Origin of the sequence: Streptomyces sp. Inha503, assembly GCF_047215865.1 — a bacterium.
GTDB classification, from domain to species: domain Bacteria; phylum Actinomycetota; class Actinomycetes; order Streptomycetales; family Streptomycetaceae; genus Streptomyces; species Streptomyces lycopersici.
On sequence record NZ_CP178360.1, the window covers coordinates 7,521,224 to 7,547,865 of the forward strand.

The 26,642-nt window shown below is 71.8% G+C and carries 25 protein-coding genes and 1 tRNA gene; 18 read left to right on the forward strand and 8 right to left on the reverse strand.

What is annotated here, in order from left to right; genetic code table 11:
- The first annotated feature begins 65 nt into the window (after positions 1-65).
- From moaC to ACJX2R_RS31850, 5 genes are all read left to right on the forward strand, one after another.
- Positions 66-548, forward strand: a complete 483-nt coding sequence (gene moaC, locus ACJX2R_RS31830) for a cyclic pyranopterin monophosphate synthase MoaC (protein ID WP_138914182.1) — start codon at positions 66-68, stop codon at positions 546-548.
- Complete coding sequence (locus tag ACJX2R_RS31835) at positions 545-1,105, forward strand: MogA/MoaB family molybdenum cofactor biosynthesis protein (RefSeq protein WP_413102935.1); 561 nt, start codon at positions 545-547, stop codon at positions 1,103-1,105. Before moaC ends, ACJX2R_RS31835 begins: the two co-directional genes overlap by 4 nt.
- On the forward strand, positions 1,102-1,725 hold the full coding sequence (locus ACJX2R_RS31840) for a GNAT family N-acetyltransferase (protein WP_037948207.1): 624 nt from the start codon (positions 1,102-1,104) through the stop codon (positions 1,723-1,725). Before ACJX2R_RS31835 ends, ACJX2R_RS31840 begins: the two co-directional genes overlap by 4 nt.
- A gap of 109 nt (positions 1,726-1,834) precedes the next feature.
- Positions 1,835-3,103, forward strand: coding sequence for a gephyrin-like molybdotransferase receptor GlpR (gene glpR / locus ACJX2R_RS31845; protein WP_413102936.1), 1,269 nt, complete (start codon positions 1,835-1,837; stop codon positions 3,101-3,103).
- 75 nt (positions 3,104-3,178) lie between these two features.
- Positions 3,179-3,252, forward strand: a tRNA-Ala gene (locus ACJX2R_RS31850).
- Positions 3,253-3,365: 113 nt separating this feature from the next.
- Here the strand turns inward: ACJX2R_RS31850 and ACJX2R_RS31855 are convergent.
- Both ACJX2R_RS31855 and ACJX2R_RS31860 read right to left on the reverse strand, forming a co-directional pair.
- Positions 3,366-4,664, reverse strand: a complete 1,299-nt coding sequence (locus ACJX2R_RS31855) for a serine/threonine-protein kinase (protein ID WP_413102937.1) — start codon at positions 4,662-4,664, stop codon at positions 3,366-3,368.
- Positions 4,665-4,761: 97 nt separating this feature from the next.
- Positions 4,762-5,259 carry a Dps family protein gene (locus ACJX2R_RS31860; RefSeq protein WP_413102938.1) on the reverse strand — a complete coding sequence of 166 codons (498 nt, stop codon included), beginning with the start codon at positions 5,257-5,259 and terminating at the stop codon, positions 4,762-4,764.
- Positions 5,260-5,434: 175 nt separating this feature from the next.
- Between ACJX2R_RS31860 and ACJX2R_RS31865 the strand changes: the two genes are divergently transcribed.
- Complete coding sequence (locus ACJX2R_RS31865; protein ID WP_413102939.1) at positions 5,435-5,569, forward strand: hypothetical protein; 135 nt, start codon at positions 5,435-5,437, stop codon at positions 5,567-5,569.
- A gap of 220 nt (positions 5,570-5,789) precedes the next feature.
- A complete protein-coding gene (locus tag ACJX2R_RS31870) occupies positions 5,790-6,956 on the forward strand; it encodes a trypsin-like serine peptidase (protein ID WP_413102940.1) in 1,167 nt (388 codons plus the stop codon).
- A 61-nt stretch (positions 6,957-7,017) separates the two neighbouring features.
- Here the strand turns inward: ACJX2R_RS31870 and ACJX2R_RS31875 are convergent, their stop codons facing one another.
- Positions 7,018-7,587, reverse strand: coding sequence for a GNAT family N-acetyltransferase (locus ACJX2R_RS31875; RefSeq protein ID WP_413102941.1), 570 nt, complete (start codon positions 7,585-7,587; stop codon positions 7,018-7,020).
- A gap of 63 nt (positions 7,588-7,650) precedes the next feature.
- On the opposite strand from ACJX2R_RS31875, the gene ACJX2R_RS31880 reads away from it, so the two are divergent.
- Positions 7,651-8,454 carry an exodeoxyribonuclease III gene (locus tag ACJX2R_RS31880; protein ID WP_413102942.1) on the forward strand — a complete coding sequence of 268 codons (804 nt, stop codon included), beginning with the start codon at positions 7,651-7,653 and terminating at the stop codon, positions 8,452-8,454.
- Here ACJX2R_RS31880 and ACJX2R_RS31885 read toward each other — a convergent pair.
- A complete protein-coding gene (locus ACJX2R_RS31885; protein ID WP_413105990.1) occupies positions 8,448-9,149 on the reverse strand; it encodes a MerR family transcriptional regulator in 702 nt (233 codons plus the stop codon). The genes ACJX2R_RS31880 and ACJX2R_RS31885 overlap by 7 nt on opposite strands.
- A gap of 200 nt (positions 9,150-9,349) precedes the next feature.
- Between ACJX2R_RS31885 and ACJX2R_RS31890 the strand changes: the two genes are divergently transcribed.
- From ACJX2R_RS31890 to ACJX2R_RS31905, 4 genes are all read left to right on the forward strand, one after another.
- Positions 9,350-10,879, forward strand: coding sequence for a flavin-containing monooxygenase (locus tag ACJX2R_RS31890; RefSeq protein ID WP_413105991.1), 1,530 nt, complete (start codon positions 9,350-9,352; stop codon positions 10,877-10,879).
- Complete coding sequence (locus ACJX2R_RS31895) at positions 10,876-11,856, forward strand: alpha/beta fold hydrolase (RefSeq protein WP_413102943.1); 981 nt, start codon at positions 10,876-10,878, stop codon at positions 11,854-11,856. The genes ACJX2R_RS31890 and ACJX2R_RS31895 overlap by 4 nt, the downstream gene beginning before the upstream one ends.
- A complete protein-coding gene (locus tag ACJX2R_RS31900) occupies positions 11,853-12,767 on the forward strand; it encodes an SDR family oxidoreductase (RefSeq protein WP_413102944.1) in 915 nt (304 codons plus the stop codon). Before ACJX2R_RS31895 ends, ACJX2R_RS31900 begins: the two co-directional genes overlap by 4 nt.
- A 119-nt stretch (positions 12,768-12,886) precedes the next feature.
- On the forward strand, positions 12,887-13,210 hold the full coding sequence (locus ACJX2R_RS31905; RefSeq protein WP_413102945.1) for a hypothetical protein: 324 nt from the start codon (positions 12,887-12,889) through the stop codon (positions 13,208-13,210).
- A gap of 79 nt (positions 13,211-13,289) precedes the next feature.
- Here the strand turns inward: ACJX2R_RS31905 and ACJX2R_RS31910 are convergent, their stop codons facing one another.
- Positions 13,290-16,589, reverse strand: a complete 3,300-nt coding sequence (locus tag ACJX2R_RS31910) for a S41 family peptidase (RefSeq protein ID WP_413102946.1) — start codon at positions 16,587-16,589, stop codon at positions 13,290-13,292.
- A 196-nt stretch (positions 16,590-16,785) separates the two neighbouring features.
- On the opposite strand from ACJX2R_RS31910, the gene ACJX2R_RS31915 reads away from it, so the two are divergent.
- The 5 genes from ACJX2R_RS31915 (at position 16,786) to ACJX2R_RS31935 (ending at position 22,721) form a co-directional block, all read left to right on the forward strand.
- Positions 16,786-17,403 carry a TetR/AcrR family transcriptional regulator gene (locus ACJX2R_RS31915; RefSeq protein ID WP_262700565.1) on the forward strand — a complete coding sequence of 206 codons (618 nt, stop codon included), beginning with the start codon at positions 16,786-16,788 and terminating at the stop codon, positions 17,401-17,403.
- A gap of 134 nt (positions 17,404-17,537) precedes the next feature.
- Complete coding sequence (locus tag ACJX2R_RS31920) at positions 17,538-19,796, forward strand: MMPL family transporter (RefSeq protein ID WP_413102947.1); 2,259 nt, start codon at positions 17,538-17,540, stop codon at positions 19,794-19,796.
- A gap of 224 nt (positions 19,797-20,020) precedes the next feature.
- The gene (locus tag ACJX2R_RS31925; RefSeq protein ID WP_413102948.1) at positions 20,021-21,187 is read left to right on the forward strand and encodes an energy-coupling factor ABC transporter permease; all 1,167 of its coding nucleotides are present in this window, start codon (positions 20,021-20,023) and stop codon (positions 21,185-21,187) included.
- Between the two features lie 2 nt (positions 21,188-21,189).
- Positions 21,190-21,954: a cobalt ECF transporter T component CbiQ gene (cbiQ, locus tag ACJX2R_RS31930; RefSeq protein ID WP_413102949.1), complete on the forward strand. Its 765-nt coding sequence runs from the start codon at positions 21,190-21,192 to the stop codon at positions 21,952-21,954.
- Positions 21,939-22,721, forward strand: a complete 783-nt coding sequence (locus ACJX2R_RS31935) for an energy-coupling factor ABC transporter ATP-binding protein (RefSeq protein WP_413102950.1) — start codon at positions 21,939-21,941, stop codon at positions 22,719-22,721. The genes cbiQ and ACJX2R_RS31935 overlap by 16 nt, the downstream gene beginning before the upstream one ends.
- Before the next feature lie 179 nt (positions 22,722-22,900).
- Here ACJX2R_RS31935 and ACJX2R_RS31940 read toward each other — a convergent pair whose 3' ends face one another.
- The gene (locus tag ACJX2R_RS31940) at positions 22,901-24,214 is read right to left on the reverse strand and encodes a serine hydrolase domain-containing protein (protein ID WP_413102951.1); all 1,314 of its coding nucleotides are present in this window, start codon (positions 24,212-24,214) and stop codon (positions 22,901-22,903) included.
- A 161-nt stretch (positions 24,215-24,375) separates the two neighbouring features.
- On the opposite strand from ACJX2R_RS31940, the gene ACJX2R_RS31945 reads away from it, so the two are divergent.
- Positions 24,376-25,176: an SDR family NAD(P)-dependent oxidoreductase gene (locus tag ACJX2R_RS31945; protein WP_413102952.1), complete on the forward strand. Its 801-nt coding sequence runs from the start codon at positions 24,376-24,378 to the stop codon at positions 25,174-25,176.
- Positions 25,177-25,272: 96 nt separating this feature from the next.
- Here the strand turns inward: ACJX2R_RS31945 and ACJX2R_RS31950 are convergent, their stop codons facing one another.
- Both ACJX2R_RS31950 and ACJX2R_RS31955 read right to left on the reverse strand, forming a co-directional pair.
- Positions 25,273-26,151, reverse strand: a complete 879-nt coding sequence (locus tag ACJX2R_RS31950; RefSeq protein ID WP_413102953.1) for an EamA family transporter — start codon at positions 26,149-26,151, stop codon at positions 25,273-25,275.
- A complete protein-coding gene (locus ACJX2R_RS31955; RefSeq protein WP_413102954.1) occupies positions 26,148-26,642 on the reverse strand; it encodes a YbaK/EbsC family protein in 495 nt (164 codons plus the stop codon). The genes ACJX2R_RS31950 and ACJX2R_RS31955 overlap by 4 nt, the downstream gene beginning before the upstream one ends.

Consider the following 26,642-nt stretch of genomic DNA (forward strand, 5'->3'; position numbering starts at 1 on the left):
CCGCCGACCGCGGCGGGTACGGTGTCGTCCCACACAGGAGCCACCTGGCCCGGACCGGGAGAACGATGAGCAGCGCCCAGGACCATCTCACCCACCTCGACCCGTCGGGCGCCGCCCGCATGGTCGACGTCTCGGCCAAGGACGTCACCGCGCGCACCGCCCGGGCGAGCGGCCGCGTGCGCGTGGCGCCGCGCGTCGTGGAACTGCTGCGCGGCGAGGGCCTCCCCAAGGGCGACGCCCTCGCCACCGCCCGGATCGCGGGCATCATGGGCGCCAAGCGGACCCCGGACCTGATCCCGCTGTGTCATCCGCTCGCGGTGTCGGGCGTCACGGTGGATCTCGAGGTCGCCGACGACGCCGTCGAGATCACCGCAACCGTGAAGACCACGGACCGCACGGGCGTGGAGATGGAGGCCCTGACAGCGGTCTCGGTCGCCGCCCTGACGGTGATCGACATGGTCAAGGCCGTCGACAAGGGAGCCGTCATCACCGACGTCCGGGTGGAGGAGAAGACCGGCGGCAAGTCCGGCGACTGGAGCCGGGCATGAGCGGCTCAGCGGCGTCACGCCGCGCCCTGGTCGTCACCGCCTCCAACCGCGCCGCCGCGGGGGTCTACGCCGACACCGGGGGCCCGCTGATCGCCGAGGGGCTGGCCGGGCTCGGCTTCGCCGTGGACGGCCCGCGCGTGGTGCCCGACGGTGATCCGGTGGAGGCCGCCCTGCGGGACGCCGTGGCGGCCTCGTACGACGTCGTGGTGACCACCGGCGGCACCGGCCTCACCCCCACCGACCGCACCCCGGAGGCCACCCGCCGGGTCCTGGACTACGAGATCCCCGGGATCGCGGAGGCCATCCGCGCGGAGGGGCTCGCCAAGGTGCCCACCGCCGCGCTCTCCCGGGGGCTGGCCGGGGTCGCCGGCACGACCCTGGTCGTCAACCTGCCCGGCTCCACCGGAGGGGTGCGTGACGGCCTTAAGGTGCTCGGCCGCCTCCTGGTCCACGCGGTCGACCAGATCCACGGCGGGGACCACCGCAGACCCGCCGATTCCGCAGCCCCCGCCGACGATCCCGCCGATCCCGCGGGGCGGGCCGGGAGCTCGCGCTGAACGCCCCCTGGCCGGTCGTGCTGGCGGACGGCGACACCGTCCTCCGCCCCATAAAGCTGCGCGACCAGCGCGCCTGGCGTGAGGTCAACCAGCGCAACCGGGAGTGGCTGCGGCGCTGGGAGGCGACCATCCCGCCGCCCCCGCCGGGCGGCCCCGTCACCCACCGGCCCACCTACCGGCAGATGGTCCGCCATCTGCGGGCGGAGGCGCACGCGGGGCGGATGCTGCCGTTCATCATCGAGTACCAGGGGCGGCTGGCCGGGCAGTTGACGGTCGCCGGGATCACCTGGGGGTCGATGTGCTCGGGCCATGTCGGCTATTGGGTCGACCAGGCGGTGGCCGGGCGCGGAGTGATGCCGACATCGGTCGCACTCGCCGTCGACCACTGCTTCCGCACCGTCGGACTGCACCGCATCGAGGTGTGTATCCGGCCCGAGAACCTGCCCAGCCGCCGGGTGGTGGAGAAACTCGGATTCCGCCAGGAAGGGCTGCGGCCGCGCTATCTGCACATCGACGGCGCATGGCGCGACCACCTGGTCTACGCGCTCACGGTGGAGGAACTGTCCGAGGGACTGCTGAACCGGTGGCACCGGACCCGACCAGGAGCATCGCAGAAATAAAATACCTGTTCGAATAGCGGGAGAACATTTCCAGCCTGGTCATCCCAACAATCACAAAAAACTTTCGAGATATCAGCCAGATCGTGCGACACACCGCGCCAATTGGCAGATGGCCTCATGCGGACCCCTCTACCGTGTGAGCGTGAGCAGCAGTGGCCTCATCTACGCAGTCATCGTCGGGGCCTGGGCCGCCTATTTGGTGCCGATGTGGCTTCGTAGGCAGGACGAGCTCAATGAGGCCCGTCCGACGGAACGCTTCAGCACCGCCATCCGGCTGCTGTCCGGACGGGCGGGCATGGAGCGTCGTTACGCCAAGAGCCGTGTGGACCTCGAGCGCCCCGGGGACCCGATGGACGACCAAACCGAGCGCACCGTCGAGGACGCGGACGCCCCCGCCACGGGTGGCGCCCCCGCCGAGCCGGGGCGCTACGCGGCCGACCCGGAAGCGGTGACCGACGCGGTCGACGTCCGGGCCTTCGCCGAGCCCGTAACCCTGCGTGCCCCCGCCCCCATGGGCGCCGACGCCCCCGCCGAGGGCGCGTCGGCACCGGCGGCCGGGGGCGCGAGCGGGGCCCGGGGCGCGGGGGCCGGAGGTACGAGCGGTGCCCGCGGCCCGGGCGCCGGGGGCGCGAGCGGTGCACGCGGGGCGGGCGGCGGAGGCTGGAGCGCGCTGGATCGCGGACGGCGCGCCCGAGTGCTCGCGCGCCGCCGCCGCACCACCGTGATCCTCTTCGTCGCCTTCACCCTGGGCGCGATCGTCGCGGCCGTCGGCGGCCTCGCCTTCCTGTGGGCCCCGGGCATCCCGGCCATACTGCTCAGCGCCTATATCGCCTACCTCCGCGCCCAGGAGCGCCGGCGCTTCGCCTTCACCATGGACCAGCGCCACGCCGAGCAGGCCGCGCAGCGGCTGCGTGAGCGCCGTCCGCGGGCCCATCCGCCCGCCGAGGGGCCCTCCGTCGAGGACTGCCCCGCCGATCCTCCCGCCGAGGCAGAGCCCGCCCCCGCGAAGGCGCCCTCGCCGCATGCGGCCGGGCGCCGCGCGCTGGTAGAGCAGACCGATCACGCCGAGTGGGTGGACCAGGAGCGCGAGCGTGAGCGGGGCCCGGCCGCCGGTGAGGGCTGGGAGCCCGTGCCCGTCCCGCTGCCCACCTACGTCACCGCCCCGGTCGCCCCGCGCGCCACCGGCAGCGTCGACCTGGCCGCCCCCGACGCCTGGAGCTCGGCCCGCTCCAGCACCGTCGACCCCGCCTCCGCCCATGACCCCGCCCCGGCCCCGGACCCGGCCGCCGCCCCACCCCGCGGCACCCGCGACCGCGGCCGCACCCCCCTCTTCGACCAGTACGCCGACGAGGACCGGCCGCGTGCTGCCAACGAGTGACGGCCCCTTCACTGACCAGCGAGGAACGGATTACCAAGCACCCCGGAGGGGATGCTAGAGTTTCACTCGTTGCAAGGGCCTGTGGCGCAGACTGGTAGCGCACCTCGTTCGCATCGAGGGGGTCAGGGGTTCAAATCCCCTCAGGTCCACCGCAGCTCAAAGCCCCCGCCGGGGATATTCGGCGGGGGCTTTTTGGTGCCGTACAGCAGCGAAGTACAGCAACTACTTCCCACTACTTCCGATCTTGCTGTGACGCGGGCCACTACAGATAGCCGTCGCCGCCCGGCGGATCGGTGGGTGGATTGGGATCGGCCCGTGGCTCGGGCGCACGATGTTCGCGACGTGCGAGGTACCAGGCCGCGCGGCCGGCAAGCAGCCCTCCCACACCACTGAACAACGTGCCCAGAGCCGTGATCAAGGACGCCGCGTCATCCGACCCGAAAGCCTGGGAATGGCCCCCGGCCGAGTCCTCACTCGACGGCGGAACATGAACTCCACAAATCACCGTCATCAACAGGAGCGCCATGCACAGCAGCGCGACGCTCACAACCTGGAGCCGGTGCGGAGGGCACACCGCGTCCCGCACAACCCGCGCCCAGGACCGCTGTTCCTCGGAAGCCGTTTCCGGGATGGTGGTGGGCACCGGGAAGTGGGCCTGAAAGAAGGGGTCCTGGGTCAAAGTCTCCCGGGAGATTCTGACTCGTTCCTCAAACGTGACGCCCGACTCGGCTCCTCCCTGCGCGGCAGCGCCCTCCCGTAGGCACTTCTGCGCTTCGGCGGCTTCTGGCCGGTCGCGGAAGTCAGGTTGGAGTAACGCCACGAGTACATCACGCAGCGGCCCGACTTCAGCCGTCGCGCGGACGTCATCTTCTCGGCTGCCCAGGGCGGTCCCCACCGCTTGAACCGCACCACTCGCCAAGCCCGCCTCAGCGTCGTACGGTGACTGGCCCACCACCAGCGCGTAGATGGTGGCTCCCAGAGAGTAGACATCGGAGGCCGGTTCCGGATGGAACCCCCGAAGTACCTCCGGTGCGGCGAAGCGCGGGGAGCAGATCACCACGCTGCTGTCGATCGTGTTCTCCGGTCCACCGATGTGCCGCACCACATCGAGACCCGTGAGCTTGACCGTCCCGTCCTCAGCGATGCCGATGCTGTCCGGCGTGACATCACCGTAGACATGCCCCTCCGCGTGCAAAGCCACCAGCGCACCAGCGATCTGCGCACCGACACCAGCCGCCTCCGCGAGGGGTATCGGCGGCTTCCCGGCCATGCTCTCCGGCAGATACTCCGACACCCACCAGAACTCGTTCCCGCCACGGCACGGCACGGTGTCGTACACGGCAGCCAAGTTGGGGTGGCTGAGTCGGCTGAGAACGCCTACCTCGTCCCGTGCTCTTTCGGCGTGCCCGTACCACACCCGCGACCGGACCCGCTTCAGCGCCACCTTACGGTCGAGCCGGGTGTCATACGCCGACCAGACCTCACCGCGTGCTCCGGCGAACGGCCCGTCCCGCAGCAGATAACGACCGCCAATGACGCTGCCCAACCCACGGTTCCTCATGCTCGTACATCATGCCGTGCGGATCGAATCTATCCATCTTTCCCAGGACATGCGCCGATACAGTTGCTTTCTGGCGTCCGATGCCGTGCGGCGGGGATCAGGGGGAGCGGTTTTCGGCGCTGACCATCCAGGCGTGTTTCTCCAGGGAGTCGATGATCGTGTGCAGCAGGTCGGCCGTGGAGGGGTCCTCGCTGTCGACCTGGTCGTGGAGGGTGCGGAGGGTGTCGACGGTGGCGCGCAGGCGGGCGGTGATGAGGTCGACGACGGTGCTCACGCTCGCCTCGCCCGCCGGGAAGGCGGGGAGTGTGGTGGTCGATGACACGGTGTCGGAGCGGCCGTCCGGGATGGCGGCCAGGGCGCGCATGCGTTCGGCGATGGTGTCGGCCGACTCTCGGGCGTCGTCCACGATCTGATCGAGTTGAAGGTGCAGGTCCCGGAAGTTGTGGCCGACCACGTTCCAGTGGGCCTGCTTGCCCTGGAGATGCAGTTCGACGAGGTCGACCACGATCTGCTGCAACGCTTGGGCGAGCTGTGGCGAGGCCGTGAATCCGGCGACATCGCTCTCCGAACGTCGGGAACCCGCAGAAGCGGCCATGGCGTGACTCCTTCGAAAGCGCCGCGGAGCAGACCCCTGGCACAGGAGGCCCGTGTTCGTATGCGGTCAAGCCTTAAGGAGGTCTCTGCGTGTCGCCACCGCGCTTGATCCGCTCGGGTGGACATCCGGCCGCCAGGGCGGGGCAGCGGCGGATGAGCTCCGGTACCCAAGGGGAATGAGTACCCGGCGCTTCTTCGCCGTCGGCTGTCCCCGGGAGCGGCTGCCGTTTCCCTCGGCGCGATCGTGGGCGGTCAAGCTACAGGGGGTCGCTCAGGTGACGATGGCGATGCTGTTGCTGGTCTCTCCCTGAGTGTTCGGGAGGGCGCGAGGGGAGGGCGCGATGTCATGGAATCGTGCTTACCGCGTTCGTGTTTGGTGCGGGCCGGGGGACAGGTGATGGCGCAGGCCAGGGGCACGGGCATAGTAGGTGCCCGGTCCTGTGGCTCCATGGCGTGAAAGCGCCGTAGAGCAGAGGGCGGCAAAGCACATCACAGCGCAACAACTGCACCACAACAGGGGGATAAGGCTCCATGCCACTCATACGCCGTTCCACCGTGGCGGCCGCGGCCATGACCGCGCTGCTGGTGGTCTCCGCTTCGGCCTGCGGGCCCGGTGACGACGAGGCGGCTTCCTCGTCGAACTCCTCGGCCGCGTCCACCGGGCAGCAGGCCAAGGACGGGATCAAGCTGCCCGAGGGCGTCCCGACGAGTCTGGACGACCTGAAGAAGTGGAAGGAGGGCGGCTGGAAGGACTGGGACAAGTGGGCCCGCAAGGCATCGGAATTCGCCAATCCGATCATCAAGAACTTCTGGCAGCCGTCCAGGATGGCCAAGGCGAAGGACTCGTCGCACACGGTCTCCACGCAGAGCGCCGGCCAGGACCAGGCGGCCACCGACCCCGAGCCGCCCGCCGTGCCGGCCAAGCAGGTCTCGCGGCCGTACCACCAGAACATGGCGCCGGTCGGGAAGGTGTTCTTCGACAGCCCCGAGGGGCCGATGGTGTGTTCCGGGACGGTCATCGACGACCCGGCCCACCCGGGGAAGTCCAACCTGGTGTGGACCGCGGGCCACTGTGTGCACTCGGGCAAGCAGGGGGGCTGGATGCGCAACATCGTGTTCGTGCCCTCGTACAACGACAACGGGCTGCCGGCCGAGCAGACCCAGTCGGCGGCGCAGAACGAGGTCAGCCCCTACGGCGTGTGGTGGGCGGACTGGTCGCAGACCTCGTCCGAGTGGATCGCGAACGGCGGTAAGACCGGCGGGGTCGGGTCGGCGTACGACTTCGCGGTGCTGCATCTGAAGCCCGAGAACGGCGGCGGCAAGTCGCTCCAGGAGACGGTCGGGGCCTCGGTGCCGGTGTGGTTCGGGGCGCCGTCGGCGGACCGGGTGAGCTCGATCGGCGCGTACGGCTATCCGCAGGCCCCGCCGTACGACGGGGCGAAGATGTTCAACTGCACCAGTCGGCCGGGCCGGCTGTCGTTCTCGCCCACCTCGCCGACGATGTACCGGATCGGCTGCTCGATGACGGGCGGTACCTCGGGCGGTGGCTGGTTCGTCAACCACGGCGGTAAGACGGTGCTGGTGTCCAACAGTTCGATCGGTTCGTACGGACACACCTGGCTCGCCGGGCCGCATCTGGGCGCCGAGGCCAAGGGCGTGTTCGAGGCCATCAGCAAGAAGTTCGCCGGTCAGGGCTGATCGGCTCGCAGACACACGACAGGCGTCAATGGGCCCGCTCCGCGTTCGGAGCGGGCCCTCGTCATGGGCTTACGGGTGCGCCCGTGAGTCCATCCGTAAGGTCCGTCGTGCCCGCTGCGTCCGGCGCGTCCGTGGTGTCCGGCGCGTCCGTGGTGTCCGTAAGGAGCTTGGCGTAGCAGCGGCTGCTCTCCTCGAAGCGGTAGAACCCGAACTTGGTCACCGGTACGTAGCCGGACGAGGTGTACAGCGCGATGGCCTCGGGCTGCTCGGTGCCGGTCTCCAGGACCATCCGCACCCGCCCCGCCTCCCGCGCGCTGTCCTCCAGCGCCGCCAGGATCCGCCGGGCCAGCCCCCGCCCGCGCGCCGCGCGCACCACGAACATCCGCTTGATCTCGGCGTCCCCGTCCTCGTAGCCCTCCTCGCTCCGCTCCTGGCTGCGCCAGCCGCCGCTCGCGACCGGGGTGCCGTCCGTGTCGTACACGATGAGATAGAGGCCGTGCGGCGGGTCGAAGTGGGCCGCGTCCATATGCGTCAGATCGCCATCGCCGTAGCGCTCGGCGTACTCCACCTGCACTTCCGCGTCGAGCTTGCGGGCGTCAGGGTGATCGTAACGAATGACTCGAACGTCCATGCGATGGATCGTACTTCCAGGCAGGGGGAGGGGCGGTTGATTTTCTCGCGTATCGTGCCGGGCGTGCTCACCGTGACGACCGTGAATGTGAACGGGCTGCGCGCCGCCGCCAAGAAGGGCTTCGTCTCCTGGCTGGACGGTACCGCGGCCGATGTGGTGTGCCTCCAGGAGGTGCGCGCCGAGCCCAAGGAGCTGCCCGAGGCGGTCCGAGAACCCGACGGCTGGCATGTGGTGCACGCCCCAGCGGCGGCCAAGGGGCGGGCCGGGGTGTCCGTGTACGCCCGGCGCGAGCTGGAGGGCGTCCGGGTCGGCTTCGGATCGTCCGAGTTCGACGGCAGCGGCCGCTATGTGGAGGTCGATCTGCCGGGCGTGACCGTCGGCAGCCTGTACCTCCCCTCGGGTGAGGTCGGTACGGACCGCCAGGACGAGAAGGAGCGCTTCATGGCGGAGTTCCTTCCGTATCTGAAGGAGCTGCGCGAACGGGCGGCGGCCGGTGGGCGCGAGGCGCTGGTGTGCGGCGACTGGAACATCGCCCACCAGGAGGCCGACCTCAAGAACTGGAAGGCCAACCAGAAGAAGTCCGGCTTTCTGCCTGAGGAGCGCGCCTGGCTGACCAGCGTCTTCGAGGAGGCGGCGTACGTGGACGTGGTGCGCGCCCTGCACCCGGACGTCGCGGGTCCGTACTCGTGGTGGTCCTACCGCGGCCGGGCCTTCGACAACGACGCGGGCTGGCGCATCGACTACCAGATCGCCACCCCGGGGCTCGCCGGGCGCGCGGTCAAGGCGGTGGTGGAGCGGGCGGCCGCCTACGACCAGCGGTGGAGCGACCATGCCCCGGTGACGGTGGTCTACGGCCCGGCTCACTGATCGCCGGAGTGGCCCTTGGGTGGCGTCTCGCCCAGCTCCGCCCGCATTCGGCGGTTCATGGCCATCGTCAGCTCGGCGTCCACCACGCTCGTGGCCAGCGGCCGAAGCCGCTCCACGGTCTCGCCGACGTCCTCGCCGCGCTCCACGGCGTCCGCCAGCACATGGGCGCGCAGCAGTGTGACGAAGGTCTCGGCGATGGCGTCCACATGCTCACGCACCTCGCGCGCCGCGCCGAGCACGGCGGCCAGCGGGACGCCCTGTTCGACCAGTGTGTGTGAGACGTCCAGCAGGCGGCGGCTGAGGTGGACGATCTCGTCGCCGTCGACGGCCAGGTAGCCGAGGTCGAGTGAGGTGCTGAGGTTCTCGGGGGTGACCTCGCCCTGGAAGTAGTCCGCGAGCGCCTCGGGCCGGAGCCGGACCGGGGTCTCCGCGGGCCAGGAGGCGGCGGCGTCGGGCAGCCCGAGCAGCTCGCCGACGTCCCGGCGGCCGCTTTCGAAGGCGGCGAGCAGCTCGGCGATCCCGCCGAGGGTGTGGCCGCGCTCCAGCAGCGCCGCGATCGTCCGCAGCCGGGCCAGATGGTGGTCGTTGTACCAGGCGATCCGGCCCTCGCGGCGCGGCGGCGGGAGCAGCTTGCGCTCCCGGTAGAAGCGCAGGGTGCGCACGGTGATCCCGGCCTTCTCGGCCAGTTCCGCCATGCGGTACTCGCGTACCTCGTCCGCTTCGGTCGTCGCCACGAGGGAAGCCTATGCCGAAGCCCATGCCGCGGCCGGTCGGGTGCGACCGCCGGTAACTTCGTTATCCACAGCCCCTACCGCTCGATAGATCCCTGTCCTACGCTCCCATCGTGCCAGTGATTGCTGGCACGGTCGTATTCGCGTTCGTGGAAGGCGGCGGCATGGCTGGGCTGACGCATGAGCATGTGCGGGTGGCGGTGATCGGGGCCGGGTTCGGCGGGCTGGGGGCGGCGGTGCGGCTGCGCCGCGCCGGCATCACGGACTTCGTGGTGCTGGAGCGCGCGGACGCGGTCGGCGGCGCCTGGCGGGACAACACCTATCCGGGCTGTGCCTGCGATGTCCCGTCGCATCTGTACTCCTTCTCCTTCGCGCCCAACCCCGACTGGCCCCGGAATTTCTCCGGTCAGCCCCATATCCGCGCCTATCTGGAGCGGGTCGCCGACACCTTCGGACTGCGGCCGCATCTGCGCTTCGGCGCCGAGGTGCGGTCCCTGCGCTGGGACACCGAGGCGGTGCACTGGGAGGTGGAGACGGCGCGGGGCTCGCTGACCGCCGATGTGGTGGTCAGCGCCACGGGTCCGCTCGCCGACCCCCGGATCCCGGACATCCCGGGGCTCGACGGCTTCCCCGGCGCCGTCTTCCACTCCGCGCGCTGGGACCACACCACCGATCTGCGCGGCAAGCGGGTCGCGATGATCGGCACCGGCGCCTCGGCGATCCAGATCGTCCCCGCCATCCAGCGCGAGGTCGGCCGGCTCACCCTCTTCCAGCGCACCCCGCCCTGGGTGCTGCCGCGGATGGACCGCCGGATCAGCGGCCTTGAGCGATGGCTGCACGCGAAGATCCCGGCCACCCGGTCGCTGCGCCGCGGGGTGCTGTGGGGCATCCGGGAGTTGCAGGTCGGGGCCTTCACCAAGCGGCCGGGCGAGATGCGGTTCGTGGAGCGGCTGGCCCGCGCCCATATGCGACGGGCCGTCAAGGATCCGGGGCTGCGGGCGGCGCTGACCCCCGACTACCGCATCGGCTGCAAGCGCATCCTGCTCTCCAACGACTACTATCCGGCGCTCGCCCAGCCGCATGTGGACGTGGTCCCCACGGGGTTGAAGGAGGTGCGCGGCAGCACTCTGGTCGGTGCCGACGGCACCGAGACCGAGGCCGACGTGATCATCTTCGGCACCGGCTTCCATGTGACCGACGTCCCCATAGCCCAGCGGGTGACCGGGGCGCGCGGGACGACGCTCGCCGAGGAGTGGACGGGCGGGATGGAGGCGCTGCGCGGCACCACCCCGGCGGGCTTCCCCAACTTCCTGACCATCATCGGGCCCAACACCGGCCTCGGGAACAGCTCGATGATCCTCGTCATCGAGGCGCAGCTGGCCTATATGGCCGACTATCTGCGCCAGTTGGACACCCTCGGCGGCAAGGTCGCGCTGGACGCCCGCCCGTCGGCGGTGCGCGCCTACACCGACATGATTCAGGAGAGGATGAAACGCACGGTGTGGAACACCGGAGGTTGCGACAGCTGGTACCTCGACAACGGCCGCAACACCACCCTGTGGCCCGGGACGACGTCCGAGCTGAGGAGGGTCACCCGGCGCGTGGACCTCGCCGAGTACACGGTGGTGCGGCCGCGCACCGGGCCGGTCAAGGCCACGGTGTCCACGGCCGGTGCGGGGAGGGGATCGCGGTGAGGCGGACTCCTTCGCCGGCCTCGGGGCCGTACGTCCCGCCCGTGCCGGAGCGCGAGCTGACGGTCGTCTCGGCCGACGGGAGCCGGATCCATACGGAGCTGCACGGCCCCGAGGACGCCCCGGCCGTCGTGCTCGCGCACGGCTGGGTCTGCTCCACGGCCTTCTGGGCGCCGGTGCTGCGTGCCCTCTCGGCCGACCACCGGGTGATCCTCTACGACCAGCGCGGCCATGGCCGCAGCCCGGCCCCAGGACCCGGCGGCTACAGCGCCGAGGCCCTGGCCGACGATCTGGTGGCGGTGCTGGAAGCGACCCTAGCGACCCTTCCGCCGGGTCGGCGGGCCGTGCTGGCGGGCCACTCCATGGGGGCGATGACGCTGATGGCCGCGGCCGACCGTCCCATGCTGCGCGAGCGCGCGGCCGCCGCGGTGCTGTGCAGCACCGGTGCCTCACGGCTGATGGAGCGGTCGAGGGTGGTGCCGCTGCGGTCCCCGCGGGCACGGGCGCGGGCGCACCGTCTGCTGCTCGGTTCACGCGCCCCGCTGGGCCCGGTCACCCCGCTCGCCAAGCGGCTGGTGCGGTACGTGGCGATGGGCCCCGGCACCGACCCGGCCACGGTGGAGGTGGCCGCGCGGATCCTGCACGCCTGTCCCCGCGTCGTACGCGCCGGATGGGGCAGGGTCCTGGCCGACCTCGAACTGGACGCGCGGGCCGGTCAACTGGCCGTTCCCACGGCCGTCATCGTCGGCACCGCCGACCGGCTCACCCCGCCCGAGCACGCCCACGCCCTCGCCGCCGCGCTGCCGCACTGCACCGGACTGACCGAGCTCCCGGGGCTCGGCCATATGACCCCGCTGGAGGATCCCGAGGCGGTCACCGGGGTGATACGCGGCCTGGTCGAGGAGTACGGGACAGTCCGGGGAACCGATCTCACGACCTCTCAGGAATCCCAAGTGGCAGCGAAGGAGCAGACGGCATGAGTGCGCGCAGGGGCCTTGAGGGCCAGGTCGCGGTGGTGACGGGTGCGGCGCGGGGGGTCGGCGAGCTGCTCGCCCGCAAGCTCTCCGCACGCGGTGCGAAGGTCGCGCTGGTGGGCCTGGAGCCCGAGGAGCTGAAGCGGGTCTCGGAGCGGCTGCCGACCGACTCCGCCTACTGGCACGCCGATGTCACCGACGCCGAGGCGATGACGCGGGTGGCGGAGGAGGTCGTGGAGCGGTTCGGCGCGGTGGACATCGTCTGTGCCAACGCGGGTGTGGCCCAGGCCGGTCCGTTCCTCGACACCGATGAGACGGCCTGGCGGCGGGTGATCGAGGTCAATCTGCTGGGCGGCGCCACCACGGCCCGCGCCTTCCTGCCCGCGCTGACCGCCAGCCGCGGCTATCTGCTCCAGATCGCCTCGCTCGCCGCGATCGCGCCCGCGCCCATGATGACGGCGTACTGCGCGTCCAAGTCCGGGGTCGAGGCGTTCGCCCACAGTCTGCGGGCCGAGGTGGGCCACCGTGGGGTCCGGGTCGGTGTGGGCTATCTGAGCTGGACGGACACCGATATGGTGCGCGGCGCTGACCGGGACGAGGTGATGCGCGAGCTGCGGCAGCGGCTGCCCTGGCCCGCGGGCCGCACCTATCCGCTGGGCCCGGCGGTGGAGCGGCTGGTGGCGGGCATCGAGCGCCGGTCGGCGCATGTGTACGCGCAGTGGTGGCTGCGCGGTATGCAGTCGATGCGCGGCTATCTGCCCGCGTTCATCCACGCCGTGGGGCGGCGCGAGATGCGGCGCGCCGAGCCTCGGCTGGCGGCCACCCGGGAGGCGCGGGGCGGTCTGGTGGGCGAGGGCGGCGCGGCGGACGAGAAGGCGCGCACGGCGGGCACCGTGGGCACGGAGCGTCACCAGTAACGCTCCGTCAACCGGCCTGACCTGCGCTTTCTTCACCTCCCTCGGTCCGGAATGCGGAGAAAGTCGGTGCGTGTAACTCTTGTCGGGCCCGACGCCATTCATCCGATGAGGAGTGACACATGGGCCCCAAGGACCAGTCGAACGAGAAGGCTCAGCAGCCCAGGCGGAAGCAGCAGGGCGGGCGGAGCCAGGAGCCGCGGCGCGGTCAGCAGACGCAGTCCGGAGAGCGCATGCAGTCGGCTGAGCGCATGCAGTCCGGAGAGCGGATGCAGTCCGGTGAGCGCATGGAGGAGCGCCCCCGCCGGGAACCGGGGCAGGAGCAGCGCCGCGGCCAGCAGGACCGGCCGGGGGCTCGCGGGCAGTCCCAGCGGACGGACCGTGAGCGCCGTCAGCCGGGCATGGGCGACGAGATGATGGACCAGGAGCCCTTCGAAGAGATGTGACGCGCGGAGAGCGGCACACAGGGCGGGAGGGGTGTATCCCCATGGTCGACCATGGGGATACACCCCTGCGCCCGCACCCTCACTCCCCGTTGCGCGGCGGCAGTTGGGGGCGGCGCAGGTCGGGGACGTCCGAGTAGTCCGGCGGGGTCGCGGCCGGATGCCGCTCCAGCAGGTCGAGCGCGGTACGGACGGCGACCCCCAGTTGCGGATGGCGGCCCTCCGCCCAGTCCACGGGGGAGCGCGGCGCCTCGATGTCCGGCTCCACACCGTGGTTCTCCACGCCCCAGCGGTAGGCGTCGAACCACGCGGCGTTCATCGGCACCGTGATCGACGTGCCGTCGCCGAGGCGGTGACGCCCGGTCATCCCGACCACCCCGCCCCAGGTGCGCAGCCCCACCACCGGCCCGATGCCCTGGATCTTGAAGGCCGCGGTGATCATGTCGCCGTCGGAGGACGTCGCCTCGTCGGCGACGGCGACGATCGGCCCGCGCGGCGCGTTGCTGGAGTACGACACGGGCTGGGCGTTGCGGGTGAGGTCCCAGCCCATGACCTTGCGGGTGAGCTTCTCCACCACCAGCTCGCTGATGTTGCCCCCCGCGTTGCCCCGGACGTCCACGATCAGCGCGGGCAGCGACATCTCGCGGCGCAGATCGCGGTTGAACTGTGCCCAGCCGGAGCCGCCCATGTCCGGGATGTGGAGATAGCCGCACCGCCCGTCGCTCAACTCCCGCACCACGGACCGGCGCTGGGCGACCCAGTCCTGGTAGCGCAGCGGCCGGTCGTCGATCAGCGGGGAGACCGCGACCCGGCGCGGCGGCCCCTCGCCGTCCGGCGGCTCGAAGGTCAGCTCCACCGTCGTGCCGCCCGCGGCCGTCAGCAGCGGAAACGGACCGGCCACCGGGTCCACCGGGCGCCCGTCGACATGGGTGAGCACGGCCCCGTCCCGGATCCCCAGACCGGCCAGCGGTGAGCGGGCCCGGGAGTCGGAGGACTCACCGGGCAGGATGCGCGCCACCGCCCACCGCCCGTCCTTGGGCAAGCGGGTGAGGTTGGCGCCGAGCAGTCCGATGGGGCGCTGGTAGTGGGACGGCCCCTCGTTGCGCCGCGCGGCGCTGACATAGGCGTGCGAGGTGCCCAGCTCGCCGAGGGTCTCGCGGAGCAGATCGGTGAACTCGTCGGGCGAGGCGACCCGTTCGACCAGCGGACGGTACTGGTCGAGCACCCCGTCCCAGTCGACCCCGCACATCCCCGGGTCCCAGTAGTAGTGGCGGGTGATGCGCCCGGCCTCGTCGTACGCCTGCCGCCACTCGGCCGCCGGATCGGCGGTGTGCTGGATCCGCCGCATGTCGAGGTGGACGGTGGAGTCGCTGTCGCCGGACTCGGTGGCGGGCATCGCGCGCAGATCGCCGTCGTCGTAGGCGACCAGCCGGGTGCCGTCGCCGCTGACCACGAACCAGTCCAGCTCACCGGTGAGTTCGGTGCGCTTGGCCTTCGCCAGGTCGAAGTGTTCCAGGGTGGGACGGCTCGAGGTCTCGTCCGGGCTGGCGAACGTCTCGCCGAGCGCGCCCGAGATCGGCCAGCGCAGCCACACCAGCCCGCCGCCGCTGACCGGGCTCAGCGAGGAGTACTTGGACGCGGCGACCGGGAAGGCCGTGACCCGGCTGGCCAGCCCCTCCACCTCGACCGTCACGGTGCCGTCGCCGTCGCCCTCGCCCCCGCTGACGTCCGGGTCGAGACCGCCCGCCGCCGGCCGCCCCTCGGGGGACAGCGCGAAGGGCGAGGGGGTGGCGGAGGACAGCGGTACGAGATAGGGGCGGCAGCCCAGCGGGAAGGAGAGGTCGCCGGTGTGCACGTCGTAGACCGGGTCGAAGCCGCGCCAGGAGAGGAAGGCGAGATAGCGGCCGTCGCTGGTGAAGACCGGCTCCTCGTCCTCGAACCGCCCATTGGTCACATCCACCGTGGTCCGGTCGGCCAGCCGCGCGATCTTGATCGAGCGCAGGGTGCGCCCTATCCCGGGGTGGGACCAGGCGAGCCAGGCCGAGTCGGGGGCGAAGGCCAGGTCGCCCACCGGGCCGTTGTCCGACCGGATCAGCTCGGTGACCGCGCCGTCCCCGTCGGGGGAGGTGTCCACCAGCAGCAGCCGCCCGTCGCCCGCGGCGACCGCGAGCAGATCGCCGTCCGGCGAGGGCTCCAGTTCGTGTACCCGGCCCAGCCGGCCGGCGGCCAGTCGGCGCGGTTCGGAGGGGCCGGTGGCCCGGGGCAGCTGCGCTATCTCGATGGCGTCCTCGCCCTCCGCGTCGGTGAGGTAGGCGACCCGGCCGGTCGAGCCCAGCATCACGGGCAGCCGCACCCGGACGCCCGGGGTGTCGGCGAGGGTGCGGGCGGGGCCGTCGCGGTGGGTGAGCCAGTACAGGCTGCCGCGGACGCACACCGCGCTGGCCCGGCCGGTGGTGTCCACCGACAGCGAGTCGATGTGCGAGGCGGCGGGCACCTGGTAGGGCCGCCGCCCGGTGCGCGCGCCGCCGAGCCGCACGTCCAGCTTGCGCGGCTCGCCGTCCGGGCTCAGATCGTCCACCAGCCACAGCTCGCCCGCGCACTGGTAGACGACGCGGGAGCCGTCGGTCGAGGCGTGCCGGGCGTAGAAGTCGGCGTGGTCGGTGTGGCGGCGCAGATCGGTGCCGTCGGGCAGACAGGAGTAGAGGTTGCCGATGCCCTCGTGGTCGGAGAGGAAGGCGATCCGGCCACCGACGAACATCGCCGCGTCCAGATGGCCGTTCAGCTTCTCCACGAGCCGGGTGCCGTGCAGCCACAGCCGGCCCATCGCCCCGCCCCGGTAGCGCTTCCAGGTGGCGGGCTCGTGCGGCGGCTTGCCGGTGAGCAGCAGGGTGCGGCGCTCGCCGTCGAGGTCGGCCACCGCGATGTCGTTCACCGGCCCCCAGGGCAGCCGCCCGCCGGGGCTGCCGTCGGTGGGCAGGCTGTAGGCCCAGGAGAAGTGGGAGAACGGCTGCTCATGGGAGGAGACCGCGAGGATCTGGGAGACCCCGTCCTGGTCCGGCGGGGTCCAGCCGCGGACCGTGGCGTCCGTACTGCCCCAGTAGGTCAGCCGGCGGGCCGGGCCGCCGGCCGAGGGGACGAGGTAGATCTCCGGGTCGAGGCTGCGCCAGGTGGTGAACGCGATCTGGGAGCCGTCGGGGGAGAAGCGGGGAGGCCCGACGCGGGTACGGTCCACGGTCAGCCGCCACGCCCGCCCGGGTGGTTCACCCGGGACGGTCAGCGGGGCGGCCCACAGATCGTCCTCGGCCGCGAAGCACAGCAAGTCGCCGTGCAGATGCGGAAATCGCAGGTACGCCAGGTCGTCGTCGCATGCGTAAGGCTCCACCCACCCATGTTTTCGAGCTACGCCATTCGGAGCAACTCGGTTGTGTGACCGAGACCACGAACGAAACGGCGTAGTTTCGATACGGCCCGGCTTATGCTGGAGGGGTACGAAACCGTTTCGTTCGGAAGTTCGGTGTTCGGAAGCTCGAACGTTCGAAAGCTGGGAAGCCAGGAAGCCCGGAGGGAGGCGACACCCCATGCGGACCACGGATCAGCCGACGGAGGACCGCGACACCGCCCGGGTGCGCCGCAGCAGACTCTCCCCCGAGCGCGAGCGGGAGTTGTACGAGGCGGTGGTCGAGCTGCTGGGTGAGGTCGGGTACGACGGTCTGACGATGGACGCCGTCGCGGCCCGCACCCGATCCAGCAAGGCCACGCTCTACCGCCAGTGGAAAGGCAAGCCGCAGCTGGTCGCGACCGCGCTGCGCCACACCAAGCCCGTTCTGCTCGAAGGCGTCGACACCGGATCGCTCCGCGGGGACCTGCGGGAGATCGCGCGGTGTTCGGAGACCGCCCATGAGCGGGACGCCGCGCTGATGAGGGGACTCGCCCACGCAAGCCATGACAACCCGGACCTTCATCAGGCCCTGCGAGAGTTGTTGATCTTCCCCGAGATCGATGCGCTCCACGCGCTGCTGAGGCGCGCCGTCGACCGCGGCGAAGTCGCCCCGGACCGGCCCGCCTTGAACTACGTCGTGCACATGATGTGCGGCGCGTTCATCACCCGATCGCTCGTCGAGGGCAAGCAGCCGGACCAGACGTATCTCCTGGAGTACATCGACGCCGTGATCCTCCCCGCGCTCGGCGCCGCATAGCCCTTCCTCTCACTTCCTCACTCCCCCTGATCTCCCCGCACAACCACATAAGGCCCGGCCGGCGCGCCGCTCTCGTCGCCGGTTCGGTCACCCATCCCTGCCCTGCCAGACAACCGACGGGAGCACCCCTTCTCGTGGCCACCTTCCTCTATAAACTCGGCCGGTTCGCCTTCCGGCGACGCGGCTTCGTCGCGCTGATATGGGTGGCGCTGCTCGCGGTCGCGGGCGTCGGCGCCGCCACCGCCTCCCAGCCCGCCAACGACAGCTTCTCCATTCCGGGCACCGAGGCCCAGAAGGCGTTCGACCTGCTGGAACAGCGGTTCCCCGGGGGTAACGCGGACGGTGCCACCGCCCGTGTGGTCTTCCGCGCCCCCAGTGGCGAGAAGATGACCGACCCGGCCAACAAGGCGGTGGTCACCAAGACCGTCGCCGAGCTCAAGGCCAGCTCGCCGCAGGTCGCCTCGGTCGCCGACCCCTACCAGGCCCGGGCCGTCAGCAAGGACGGCACCACGGCGTACATCCTGACCAGCTACAAGGTCAACGCCATGGAGCTGAAGGACCCCGCCAAGGACGGTCTGAAGGAGGTGGGGGAGAAGGCCGAGAAGTCGGGGCTGTCGGTGCAGATCGGCGGTGACGCGCTCCAGGAGATGCCGGAGACCGGCTCCACCGAGATCATCGGCATCGCGATCTCCGCGGTCGTCCTCGCCATCACCTTCGGTTCGCTGGTCGCGGCCGGGCTGCCACTGCTGACCGCGCTCATCGGCGTCGGCATCGGCATCTCGTCGATCACCGCGCTCGCCACCACCCTGGGGCTGTCCACCACCACCTCCACACTGGCGATGATGATCGGCCTCGCGGTCGGCATCGACTACGCGCTGTTCATCGTCTCCCGCTACCGCGCGGAGCTGGCCGAGGGACGGGACCGGGAGGAAGCCGCCGGACGTGCCGTGGGCACCGCGGGCTCCGCGGTCGTCTTCGCTGGCCTTACGGTCGTCATCGCACTGGTCGGCCTCGCCGTCGTCAACATCCCGATGCTGACCAAGATGGGCTTCGCCGCGGCCGGTACGGTCGTCATCGCCGTCCTCATCGCGATCAGCCTCATCCCGGCGGTGCTGGGCTTCGCGGGCAAGCGGGTGTTCGGGCGCAGGGCGCGCCGGCGGATGGAGGAGCGTGCCGCGGCGGCCGCCGCGAGTGGCGCGGAAGCCCCCGAGGAGAAGCCCAACATGGGCACCCGCTGGGCCCGCTTCGTGCTGCGCCGCCCGGTGCTGGTGCTGCTGGTGGCCGTGCTCGGCCTGGGTGCCGCCGCCCTGCCCGCCGCCAGCCTGGAGCTCGGTCTGCCGGACGACGGCTCGCAGCCGGTCAGCAGCCAGAAGCGCCAGGCGTACGACATGATCTCCGAGGGCTTCGGCCCCGGCTACAACGGCCCGCTGATGGTGGTCGTCGACGCCCAGGGCAGTGATGACGCCAGGGGCGCGGCCCAGCAGGTCCGTAAGACCATCACCGGTCTGGACGGGGTGGCGGGGGTCAGCCCGGCCACGTTCAACAAGGCCGGTGACACCGCGACGCTCACCGTCATCTCCAAGTACAAGCCGAGCAGCATCGACACCGAGAACCTGGTCGGCGACATCCGGGACAAGGCGAGCGGGTTCACGTCCGATACCGGCGCCGAGGTGCTGGTGACCGGCCAGACGGCGATGAACATCGACATCTCGCAGAAGCTCAACGACGCGCTGGTGCCCTATCTGGTGCTGGTCGTCGGACTGGCCTTCCTGCTGCTGATGGTGGTCTTCCGGTCCGTCCTGGTCCCGCTCAAGGCGGCGCTCGGCTTCCTGCTCTCCGTCGTCGCGGCGCTCGGCGCGGTGGTCGCGGTCTTCCAGTGGGGCTGGCTGGCGGACCTGTTCGGGGTCGAGGAGACCGGCCCGATCATGAGCATGATGCCGATCTTCATGATCGGTGTGGTGTTCGGTCTGGCGATGGACTACGAGGTCTTCCTGGTGACCCGGATGCGGGAGGCGTACGTCCACGGCGAGCGCCCCGGCCAGGCCGTCGTCACCGGCTTCCGGCACGGCGCCCGGGTGGTCACCGCGGCCGCGGTCATCATGATCAGCGTCTTCGCCGGATTCATCGGCTCGTCCGAGTCGATGATCAAGATGATCGGCTTCGGCCTCGCCACCGCCGTTCTCTTCGACGCCTTCGTGGTCCGCATGGCCATCGTCCCGGCGGTCCTGGCGCTGCTCGGCAAGGCGGCCTGGTGGCTGCCGCGCTGGCTGGACCGGGCGCTGCCCAACGTGGACGTGGAGGGCGAGGGCCTGCGCAAGCAGCTCGAGCAGCCCTCCGCGGACCAGCGGCGCGACAGGGACTCCGACCCCGACGCGGAGCTGACCCGCGTCTGACCCCCGTGTCTGATTCGCCTCTGACCCGCGTGTGACCCGCGTCTGAACACCTGGCGTCATGCCTCGGCCGACGGCGGCCTTCCGATCCCGGAAGGCCGCCGTTCGGCGTTTTCCGGGGGCCCGCGCGATTCCGCGATGTCGGCGCTCTTGCGAACGACTTGCAGGTACGGGCTACCATCGGGCCGATAGCCGCAGCTCAGGAAGTTCAGGAGCGGAGTCCCGCCATGCATGTGCCCGACGGATTCATCGACGCACCGGTCTCGGTGGCGACCGGTGTGGTCGCGGCCGGGGCCGTCGCGGTCAGTTTGCGCGGCGCCCGGCGGGAGCTCGATGAGCGGACCGCGCCGCTGGCCGGGCTGGTCGCGGCGTTCATCTTCGCCGTGCAGATGCTGAACTTCCCCGTGGCCGCCGGGACCAGCGGCCATCTGCTGGGCGGGGCGCTGGCCGCGATACTCGTGGGGCCGTACACGGGGGTGTTGTGCGTCTCCGTGGTGCTGCTGATGCAGGGCGTGCTGTTCGCGGACGGCGGGCTCACCGCGCTCGGCGTCAACATCACCGATATGGCCCTGGTCACCACGGTCGTGGCGTACGCGCTCTTCCGCGCGATCGTGAAGCTGGCCCCGCATCGCCGCCGTACGGTCACCGTGGCGTCCTTCGTGGCGGCGCTGATCTCCGTACCGGCCGCCGCGGTGGCGTTCACGGCGATCTACGCGCTCGGCGGTACGGCCGATGTGGCGATCGGCAAGGTCTTCGCGGCGATGGTCGGTGTGCATGTGCTGATCGGCATCGGCGAGGCGGCGATCACCGCGCTGACGGTCGGTGCCGTCGTGGCCGTACGGCCGGATCTGGTGTACGGGGCGCGGGGGGTGACCGCGCGTCCGCTGGAGATCCGCAGCAGCCCGCTGGCCCCGGCCGCCCCGGGGGCGGTGGCGCGGGCCGGGGGCCCGGCGGCCGAACCCGCCGCGGCGACCTCCGAGCCCCCTGAGGCCGCCGGGACTCCTGAGCCCGCCGGGACTCCTGAGCCCGCCGGGGCCCCCGAGCCTGCCGGGACCCCCACGCCCGCCGCCGCGCCACGGCGGTCGGCGCGGCCCGTGTGGTGGGCCGGGCTCGCCGCCGCGCTGCTGTGCGCCGGGGTCGTCAGCTTCTACGCCTCCGCCAGCCCCGACGGGCTGGAGAAGGTCGCCCATGACAAGGGGATCGACCAGAAGGAGGAGGACCACGCCGCCAAGGACTCCCCGCTCGCCGACTACGGGGTCAAGGACATCACCGACGCCCGGCTCTCCGGCGGGCTCGCCGGGGTGATCGGGGTCGGGGCCACGCTCGCCGTCGGCTCCGGGGTCTTCATCGTCATACGGCGGCGCCGGGCGACGGCCGAGAGCGAGCGGGGCTGACCGTGGGCGCTGGACACGCGCACAAGCTCTACCGGGAGGGCCGGTCGCCCGTCCACGCCCTCCCCCCGCACTGCAAGATCGCCGCCGTCTTCTGCTTCGTCCTGGTGGTCGTCTCCACGCCCCGCGAGGCCGTCTGGGCCTTCGGCGTGTACGCGGTGCTGCTGGCCGGAGTGGCGGTGGCGGCCCGGATCCCGGCCGGGTACGTACTGCGGCGGCTGCTGATCGAGATCCCGTTCGTGGCCTTCGCCGTGCTGATGCCGTTCATCGCGGAGGGCCCGCGGGTGGAGGCGCTGGGGATGTCGCTCAGCGAGTCCGGGCTGTGGAGCGCCTGGAACATCCTCGCCAAGGGCACCCTCGGCGTCGCAGCCTCCGTCCTCCTGGCGTCCACGACCGAACTGCGCGCCCTGCTGCTGGGGCTGGAGCGGCTGCGGATGCCCTCGCTGCTGGTGCAGATCGCCTCGTTCATGATCCGCTACGGGGACGTCATCTCCGATGAGATGCGCCGGATGCGGATCGCCCGCCAGTCGCGCGGCTTCGAGGCGCGCGGGGTGCGGCACTGGGGGGTGCTCGCCTCCTCGGCCGGGGCGCTGTTCATCCGCTCCTACGAACGGGGCGAGCGGGTCCACCTGGCGATGGTCAGCCGGGGCTATACGGGCACCATGCCGGTGATCGACGATGTGACGGCGTCCCGTACCCAGTGGACATACGCCGCCGCCCTCCCGCTGACCGCGCTGATGGTCTGCCTGACCGGATGGATGCTGCCGTGACCGACCCCGCCACCACCCCGCCGTCCCTCCAGGTGTCCGGTCTGGCCTACGCCTACCCCGACGGCCATCAGGCCCTCTTCGGCGTCGATCTGACCGTGGCCCGCGGCGAGCGGGTGGCGCTCCTCGGGCCCAACGGCGCGGGGAAGACCACGCTCGTGCTGCACCTCAACGGCATCCTTACGGCGGGCGCCGGGACGGTCACGGTCGCGGGGCTGCCGGTGGCGAAGGCACATCTGGCCGAGATCCGCCGCCGGGTGGGCATCGTCTTCCAGGACCCGGACGACCAGCTGTTCATGCCCTCCGTGCGCGAGGACGTGGCCTTCGGCCCGGCTGCGGCGGGGCTGCGCGGCGCGGAGCTGGAGGAGCGGGTGCGCCGCGCGCTGGAGCGGGTCGGGATGGCGGAGTTCGCCGACCGGCCGCCGCACCACCTCTCCTTCGGGCAGCGGCGGCGGGTGGCCGTGGCGACCGTACTGGCCATGGAACCGGAGATCCTGGTCTTGGACGAGCCCTCGTCCAACCTCGATCCGGCCTCGCGCCGCGAACTCGCCGACATCCTGCGCTCCCTGGAGGTGACGGTGCTGATGGTCACCCACGATCTGCCGTACGCGCTGGAGTTGTGCCCGCGCTCGGTGGTGCTCAGCGGCGGGGTGATCGCGGCGGACGGCGGAACGCAGGAACTGCTGTGCGACGAGGAACTGATGCGCGAGCACCGGCTGGAGCTTCCTTTTGGCTTCGACCCGCGCTCGGTGACGGTGCCGGTGAGGTGAGAATGCCGGTGTTTCCGGTGTTTCCGGTGTTTCCGGTGGGGCGAGGGCGCCGGTGAGGTGACCGGACCATCTGCACATCGGAGCGGGCCAGCGCCGTCAGGCGCGCTCGGAGGCATACCGGGGGCGCGCGGCGCCTTCTCTTCCGCGCCGCCCCACCGCACCTGCGGCGGGGCGGTCCGTTACGCCTCCAGTGCCGCCAGGCTGGTCCGCACCGCGCGCACGAGCGCCTGCGCACGCGGATCGGCGGTGACGCCGCGCCGCATACCGTTGGTGACGTAGGCAAAGCCGATGCGCGCCTCCGGGTCGGCGAAGGCGAGGGAGCCACCCCGCCCCGGGTGGCCGAAGGAGCCCGGCCCCAGCAGCGGGCAGGCCGGGCCGTGCAGCATGTAGCCGAGGCCGAACCGGGTGCCGACGACCAGGACCCGGTCCGGGCCCGCGGACTCCTCGGTACGGGCCATCGTCAGCGTCGCCGGGGCGAAGAGCCTGCCGCCCGAGCGGGCCGTACGGGCCGAGGGCAGCGGGCCGATCAGCGCCGCGTAGAAGCGGGCCAGCGCCTCGGCGGTCGCCACCCCGCCCGAGGCGGGCAACTCGGCGGCCAGATACGCCGGGTCGTTCTCGTCCGGCAGCGGGGTGATCGCGGCGAACGCCCGCCGGGTCAGCGACTCGGGGTCCCGGTACGCCTCGGCCACCGACCGCTTGGGGCGCAGCCGCGGCCCATGGGCGGCGGGCGCGGCGAGCGCCTCCACCGCCGCGATCCGGCCGACCCGGCCCCGCTGCTCCTCGGGCAGTCCGAGCCACAGGTCGAGCCCCAGCGGCCGGGCGATCTCCTCGGCGATCCAGCGCCCGATGGTCCGCCCGGTGACCCTGCGCACCAACTCGCCCAGCAGCCAGCTGTACGTCTGGGCGTGGTAGCCGTGCGCCGTACCGGGCTCCCATACGGGCCGCTGGGCGGCGACGGCCCGCGGCCCGGATATGCCGTCGATGGCCTCGGCGGGGGTCAGCGGGGTGTCGAGCACGGGCACGCCGGTGCGGTGCGCCAGCAGATGCCGCACCAGCACCCGCTCCTTGCCCGCCGCCTTGAACTCCGGCCAGTAGGTGCTGACCCGGCCGTCCAAGTCCAGCTGGCCGCGCTGGTGCAGCAGCAGCGGCACGGCGGCGGCCACGCCCTTGGTGACCGACCGGACGACCTGGGCGGTGTCCTGGGCCCAGGGCTCGGGGCCGTCGTCGGACGCCTTACGGCCGCCATCGGGATCCTCGCCGCTGCCGGAGACCTCACGGCCATCGGAGACTTCGCCGCTGCCGGAGTCCTCACGGCCGTCGGAGTCCTGGCCGCCGTCGGGGGTCTTCGTACCGCCCCACAGATCGACGACCTTCTCGCCCTCCCGGTACAGGACCACGGCCGCGCCGCGCTCGCCGTGCCGGGCGAAGTTCGCCGCGAAGGCGTCCCGGACCGGTTCGAAACCGTCCGCCACGTTGCCCTGGACGTCCACCACTGTCCGACTCCCGCCATGCCGACCGAGCGTGTGTGCCTTGTGTTTCTCCTTATGGTGCAACGCCCCGCGCGGGAGGATCATGCCGGGGCCGGGCATGATCCCGGCGGACCCGCCACCATGGGGCGGCGGCGGTCCCGGAGCCGACGAGAAGGGGGCACACGGTGCGGAGATTCGAGGGCTACGCGGTCATGCTCACCGGCGCGGGGCGCGGAATCGGGGAGGTGACCGCCCGCCGGTTCGCCGACGAGGGCGCCCGGGTGCTGATCACCGACCAGGACGGTGAACTGGCCGCCAGGGCGGCCGCGTCCATACGGGCCGACGGCGGCGAGGCCGAGTCGCTGGGCTGCGACGTGGCCCGGCGGGCGGATGTCGAGGCGGCCGTGGCGCACGCCGTAAGGAGCTTCGGAGGACTGGACGTCCTGGTCAACAGCGCCCACTCGTGTCACGTCGACACCCCGCTGTTCGAGGACCAGGCGGACGACGAGTGGCAGCAGGACATCGATGTCACCCTGAGCGGCGCCTTCCGCTGCTCCCGCGCCGCGCTGCCGCATCTGGCCGCCGCGGAGGGCCGGGGCGCGATCGTCAACGTCGGCTCGGTCAACGGCCTCCAGGACTTCGGCAACCACGCCTACAGCGCCGCCAAGGCGGGCCTGGGCAGCCTCACCCGCACCCTGGCCGCCCACGCCGCCGGCCGGGGCGTCCGGGTCAACCTCGTGGCCCCCGGCACGATCCGCACCCCCGGCTGGGACGGCCGGGAGGACACCCTGCGCCGCGCCGCCGAGGTCTACCCCCTCGGGCGGGTCGGCGAGCCCACCGACATCGCCGCCGCCATCACCTTCCTGGCCTCCTCCGACGCGGCCTGGATCACCGGGATCACCCTCCCCGTGGACGGCGGCATCACGACCACGAACGTGGCGGTGCGCAGGGCCTTCGGCCACTCGGAGACGGGCCTCCCGACATGACCAACGGGACGCGATGGCAACGGAGTCCGGGTACGGGAACGGAGTGAGTGATCAACCCGTACGCGGTCAACCCGTACGCGGTCAACCCGTACGCGGTCAACCCGCGTGCAGCATCAGTCCGATGCCCGCCACCATCAGCCCCGCCGCCGCGATCCTCGGACCGCCGAACTCCTCCTTGAAGAACAGCGCCCCGATCGCCGCGCCCACGATGATCGACGATTCGCGCAGCGCCGCGATCGGGGCGAGCTCGGCCCGGGTCTGGGCCCACAGCACCAGACCGTAGGCGGTGACCGACAGCAGCCCGCCGAGCAGCCCGCGCGCCGCGACCGGCCGCAGCTGCCCAAGGAGCGCACCGCGCCGGATGGCCAGGGCGCAGGCGGGGATGGCGAAGCCCTCGAGGATCATCAGCCAGGCGATGTAGGCGGGCGGGCTGCCGGAGGCGCGCACCCCCAGCCCGTCCACGACGGTGTACGCGGCGATGGACAGACCGGTGGCGATGGCGGCCGTAAGGGCGAGCCACTGCGGTGCGCCCCCGCCGTTCCCCTCGCGCTCGGCGTGCCGCGCCCCCCTGATGCCCCACAGCGCCACGCCCACCAGCCCCGCCGAGGCCAGCGCGATGCCCGCCGCCTGCCAGCGGTCCGGCCGCTCGCCGACGAAGACCGCGGCGGCCACGGTCACCACCAGCGGGGCGGTGCCGCGCGCGATGGGGTACATCTGGCCGAAGTCGCCCAGGTGGAACGAGCGCATGAGCAGCAGCTGATAGACCACATGGATGGCCGCGGACGCCAGCAGATACGGCCAGGCGTCCGCCGCGGGCAGCGGGGTGAACGGCAGCAGCGCCAGCCCGCACAGCGCCCCGCCGCCGCCCACCAGGGTGAAGGCGAGCAGCTGGTCCCTGATGCCGTGCGCGATGGCGTTCCAACTGGCGTGGGTGACGGCCGCGATGAGCACCGCGGCCGCGACCAGCGGGGTCATACGGAACGCTCGCGCACATCCGCCAGGGTGCCCTCGGCATGCGCGATCAGGGTCTTGGGGTCGAGCGGGAAGACGGTGTGCGGGTCGCCCGCCGCGGCCCATACGGTCTCGTGGTCCAGCAGCCGACGGTCGGCGAGGACGCGGGTGCGGGTGCGGTGGCCGAAGGGCGGCACCCCGCCGATGGCGTAGCCGGTGGTCTCCCGCACCAGCGCCGCGTCCGCCCGGCGGACGCCCCCGGCGCCCAGTTCCTGCCGTACGAGCTCGACGTCGACCCGTGACGCCCCATCCATCAGCACCACCACCGGCTGTCCGTCCGCCTCGAAGACCAGCGACTTGACGATCTGGCTCAGCTCACAGCCGATGGCCGCGGCGGCCTCGGCGGCGGTACGGGTGGCGTCGGGGAACCGGCGCACCTCGACGTCCAGGCCGAGCTCGCGCAGGGCGTCGGCGAAGCGGGGGTGGGCGGCGCTGTCAGGGGCGGAGTCGACCAT

What these genes read in the sequence shown, in the direction of transcription:
- moaC (WP_138914182.1), top strand. Translation starts at nt 66, where the DNA reads ATGAGCAGCGCCCAGGACCATCTCACCCACCTCGACCCGTCGGGCGCC.
- ACJX2R_RS31835 (WP_413102935.1), top strand. Translation starts at nt 545, where the DNA reads ATGAGCGGCTCAGCGGCGTCACGCCGCGCCCTGGTCGTCACCGCCTCC.
- glpR (WP_413102936.1), top strand. Translation starts at nt 1,835, where the DNA reads ATGGCCTCATGCGGACCCCTCTACCGTGTGAGCGTGAGCAGCAGTGGC.
- ACJX2R_RS31855 (WP_413102937.1), bottom strand. Translation starts at nt 4,664, where the DNA reads ATGAGGAACCGTGGGTTGGGCAGCGTCATTGGCGGTCGTTATCTGCTG.
- ACJX2R_RS31860 (WP_413102938.1), bottom strand. Translation starts at nt 5,259, where the DNA reads ATGGCCGCTTCTGCGGGTTCCCGACGTTCGGAGAGCGATGTCGCCGGA.
- ACJX2R_RS31865 (WP_413102939.1), top strand. Translation starts at nt 5,435, where the DNA reads ATGAGTACCCGGCGCTTCTTCGCCGTCGGCTGTCCCCGGGAGCGGCTG.
- ACJX2R_RS31870 (WP_413102940.1), top strand. Translation starts at nt 5,790, where the DNA reads ATGCCACTCATACGCCGTTCCACCGTGGCGGCCGCGGCCATGACCGCG.
- ACJX2R_RS31875 (WP_413102941.1), bottom strand. Translation starts at nt 7,587, where the DNA reads ATGGACGTTCGAGTCATTCGTTACGATCACCCTGACGCCCGCAAGCTC.
- ACJX2R_RS31885 (WP_413105990.1), bottom strand. Translation starts at nt 9,149, where the DNA reads ATGGCGGAACTGGCCGAGAAGGCCGGGATCACCGTGCGCACCCTGCGC.
- ACJX2R_RS31890 (WP_413105991.1), top strand. Translation starts at nt 9,350, where the DNA reads ATGGCTGGGCTGACGCATGAGCATGTGCGGGTGGCGGTGATCGGGGCC.
- ACJX2R_RS31900 (WP_413102944.1), top strand. Translation starts at nt 11,853, where the DNA reads ATGAGTGCGCGCAGGGGCCTTGAGGGCCAGGTCGCGGTGGTGACGGGT.
- ACJX2R_RS31905 (WP_413102945.1), top strand. Translation starts at nt 12,887, where the DNA reads ATGGGCCCCAAGGACCAGTCGAACGAGAAGGCTCAGCAGCCCAGGCGG.
- ACJX2R_RS31915 (WP_262700565.1), top strand. Translation starts at nt 16,786, where the DNA reads ATGCGGACCACGGATCAGCCGACGGAGGACCGCGACACCGCCCGGGTG.
- ACJX2R_RS31925 (WP_413102948.1), top strand. Translation starts at nt 20,021, where the DNA reads ATGCATGTGCCCGACGGATTCATCGACGCACCGGTCTCGGTGGCGACC.
- ACJX2R_RS31935 (WP_413102950.1), top strand. Translation starts at nt 21,939, where the DNA reads ATGGATGCTGCCGTGACCGACCCCGCCACCACCCCGCCGTCCCTCCAG.
- ACJX2R_RS31950 (WP_413102953.1), bottom strand. Translation starts at nt 26,151, where the DNA reads ATGACCCCGCTGGTCGCGGCCGCGGTGCTCATCGCGGCCGTCACCCAC.
- ACJX2R_RS31955 (WP_413102954.1), bottom strand. Translation starts at nt 26,642, where the DNA reads ATGGTCGACTCCGCCCCTGACAGCGCCGCCCACCCCCGCTTCGCCGAC.